Genomic DNA, 2969 nt, shown 5'->3' with positions numbered 1-2969 from the left:
TTCACTGGCGACGGACACTGCTTTTCAGACTGTTTTTGAAGACCGTTTCACAAGACGGGTTGAAGACCGTTTCATGGCTGATTTCAGGGCGCTGCAGGCGAGCATGCCAAGGCAAGCAAAGTGCGCTGTCAGCTAAAATGCGCTGTCAGTTGGAATGGTCTGCCTCCTGCAGGTCTGCTTTCCGTCGGATTCGCGCGCGGCAAATACGAGAGCAAAACAGCCTGTGCGCCAGCGTGCTCATCTCCAGCATGCGCCTTCCAGCACGGCAGGGGCAATGCCTGAAAACGGCAAAAAAAAGGCTGGCGCAAGCGCCAGCCTTTTCGGGGTATACCTTAGTTCTGCTTGGCGCGGCTTGTCGCGGCAGCCGGCTTGTTGCTGGCAGCGGAGGATGCCTTGTCCTCTGCTGCTGAAGCGGCTTTCTCTGTGGCAGCGGACGCCTTGTCGGTGGCTTCCTTGCCAGCGTCAGAGTAGGCCTGTTCGAGCTGGGCGCGCATTTCGTTGCCCATCTCGGCCAGCTTCAGGGAATCATCCATCATCTGCTGAGACAGCTCGGTCGCCACTTCCAGCTGGCGGTTGCTGAACTCGCTGAACTCTTCCATACCCTTGATTTCAGTGGCAGCACGCGCACGCTCGAGACCAGTCTCGGTATAGCGCTTGGCAGCGTCCATCTGATAACCGGCAATCTTGCCCATATGGTCGAGCATCAGAGTGTTGAGCTTGCGCATCGGCTGGTAGAAGCTGCGGGCTTGCTCGGCAAAGGCGTTGAACATCTGATCCTGCTGCATGACGGTTCCTCCCATGGATTCCGTACCGGGACAGCGCGCAGAAGTCTCTGCGCCACCTGTGGAGCACAGCAATATGCTGCACTGCACAAAGACTAGTCTGCTCCTCAGGTGGTTGCAATCCCATGACAGAAAACTGTCAAAGGACATTTTCTGTCATGGGATTGGCCGGGCATGCCTCACGCCCCTGTCAGCCAAGAGCGTTCTTCGCGCCTGCCGGTCATCAACTGCGCTTGGCGCGTGAGCGCGCACTGGCCGCAGAGGCCGGTTTCGCATCATCCGCCCGGCTGGCGCTTTGCTCTGCCTTCTGATCCGCGCCGTGATCACTACTGGGCCCCGAACTCCTGCGCGTGGCAGACTCCGGCTTGTCAGCCTCCTTGCCTTCCGCGCCGCCCTGACCGAACTGCTGCAGGGTATCCAGCATCATCTTCTGATACTGATTGAAGGCGGCCATGCCCTGGGCCATGCTCTCGCCCATGTCGCCGGGCATGCCGCCCACTGCGCCCTGCCCGGCATTGCCAGCGCCAGACGCGCCGCCCATCATCCCCTCGGCCATGCCCGGCGGCATGAACTTGGCAAACGGCGTGCCCGCGCCCGGTGCCATCAATGGCTTGAGCAGACTCATGGGGTCGTAGCCTTCAACACCGGCCTCCATCTGGCGACGAAAGCGCTCCATCAATTCCTGCTGGAAGGCTTCCACGTCCGGCAGGCCCATCGCTTGGCGGAATTCCTGCGGCGTGAGGTCGAATTCGACATTGATCTTCATGGCAGATTCCTTGTGTTGTCTGCCCGCGCACGGCGTGGTGCGCGAGTCCGCTGGCATGCATGCCATTCGAGTCTAGCAGCGCGAATGATACGGGGGCAGCCTGCTACTTACGTCTTTTCTTATTTACTTTCCGCAAGCCAGCCCACAACGCAAGACGCCCCAGCCACGAAGGATGCAGGGCATCTCTCCACGGCTGGGGCGTGTCTTTCTACAAGCTCAGCAACGCCGCAAGCGGCTTACACCTCGCGCAGCACCGGCGTATCGACCTTGACGTCGGCGTTCTGGCCGCGATGGCGCAGCAGGTGGTCCATCAGCGTCAGCGCGACCATCGCCTCGGCGATCGGCGTGGCGCGAATGCCGACACACGGATCATGACGGCCGGTGGTGATCACCTCGACCGCCTCGCCGTTGACGTCGATGCTGCGACCCGGCAGTCGCAGGCTGGAGGTCGGCTTGAGGGCGATGCTGGCACGGATGGTCTGGCCGCTGGTGATGCCGCCCAGAATGCCGCCGGCATGATTGGAGAGGAAACCTTCCGGCGTCATCTCGTCACGGTGCTCGGTGCCCTTCTGGCTGACCACGGCGAAACCGTCACCGATCTCGACGCCCTTGACGGCATTGATGCTCATCAGGCCATGCGCGAGTTCGGCATCGATGCGATCGAAGATCGGCTCACCCAGGCCGACCGGCACGCCAGTCGCCTCGACGGTGACCTTGGCCCCCACGGAATCGCCTTCCTTGCGCAGGGCGTCCATGTACTGCTCCAGCTCCTCGAGGCGATCGGCATCGCCACAGAAGAACGGGTTGGTGTCGACCAGCGACCAGTCCTTGACCTCAAGCTCGATGGGGCCGAGCTGGGACAGGTAGCCACGCACCTGCACGCCCAGACCCGCCAGATACTTCTTGGCGATGGCCCCGGCGGCGACGCGCATCGCGGTCTCGCGGGCCGAACTGCGGCCGCCGCCACGGTAGTCACGCTCACCGTACTTGTGGTGATAGGTGTAGTCGGCGTGGGCCGGACGGAACTGGTCCTTGATCTTGCCGTAGTCCTTGGAGCGCTGATCGGTGTTCTCGATCATCAGGCCGATGGCCGTGCCGGTAGTGCGGCCCTCGAACACGCCCGAGAGAATGCGCACCTGGTCCGGCTCGCGACGCTGGGTGGTGTGGCGCGAGGTGCCGGGACGGCGGCGGTCCAGATCGATCTGCAGATCCGCTTCGCTGATCTCGATGCCCGGCGGGCAACCATCGATGATGGCGCCCAGTGCCGGGCCGTGGCTTTCGCCGAAGGTGGTGACGGTGAACAGCTTGCCGAAGGTATTTCCGGACATTCAGGGGGTCCTCAGGCGATGCCGCCGGTCATGGCCGACGGCGTTCTGATAATAGTTGTCGTAAGCGTTGCAGAGCCTGGCGGCCTGCGCCCG

The 2969-nt window shown here is 62.4% G+C and carries 3 protein-coding genes; all 3 read right to left on the bottom strand.

All coding sequences use genetic code 11. From position 1 onward, the window contains the following. Positions 1-332: 332 nt before the first annotated feature. The 3 genes from AC4FAH_RS10555 to aroC all read right to left on the bottom strand — a co-directional run bounded on the left by AC4FAH_RS10555 (position 333) and on the right by aroC (position 2876). Complete coding sequence (locus AC4FAH_RS10555; RefSeq protein ID WP_286987357.1) at positions 333-785, bottom strand: phasin family protein; 453 nt, start codon at positions 783-785, stop codon at positions 333-335. 220 nt (positions 786-1005) lie between these two features. Continuing rightward, positions 1006-1548, bottom strand: coding sequence for a DUF6489 family protein (locus AC4FAH_RS10550; RefSeq protein ID WP_490246002.1), 543 nt, complete (start codon positions 1546-1548; stop codon positions 1006-1008). 236 nt (positions 1549-1784) lie between these two features. Then, positions 1785-2876, bottom strand: a complete 1092-nt coding sequence (gene aroC, locus AC4FAH_RS10545; RefSeq protein ID WP_043335551.1) for a chorismate synthase — start codon at positions 2874-2876, stop codon at positions 1785-1787. Positions 2877-2969 lie beyond the last annotated feature (93 nt).

This window comes from Cobetia sp. (assembly GCF_983723665.1).
This window is presented reverse-complemented; position numbering and strand designations above follow the sequence as displayed.

What these genes read in the sequence shown, in the direction of transcription:
- AC4FAH_RS10555 (WP_286987357.1), bottom strand. Translation starts at nt 785, where the DNA reads ATGCAGCAGGATCAGATGTTCAACGCCTTTGCCGAGCAAGCCCGCAGC.
- AC4FAH_RS10550 (WP_490246002.1), bottom strand. Translation starts at nt 1,548, where the DNA reads ATGAAGATCAATGTCGAATTCGACCTCACGCCGCAGGAATTCCGCCAA.
- aroC (WP_043335551.1), bottom strand. Translation starts at nt 2,876, where the DNA reads ATGTCCGGAAATACCTTCGGCAAGCTGTTCACCGTCACCACCTTCGGC.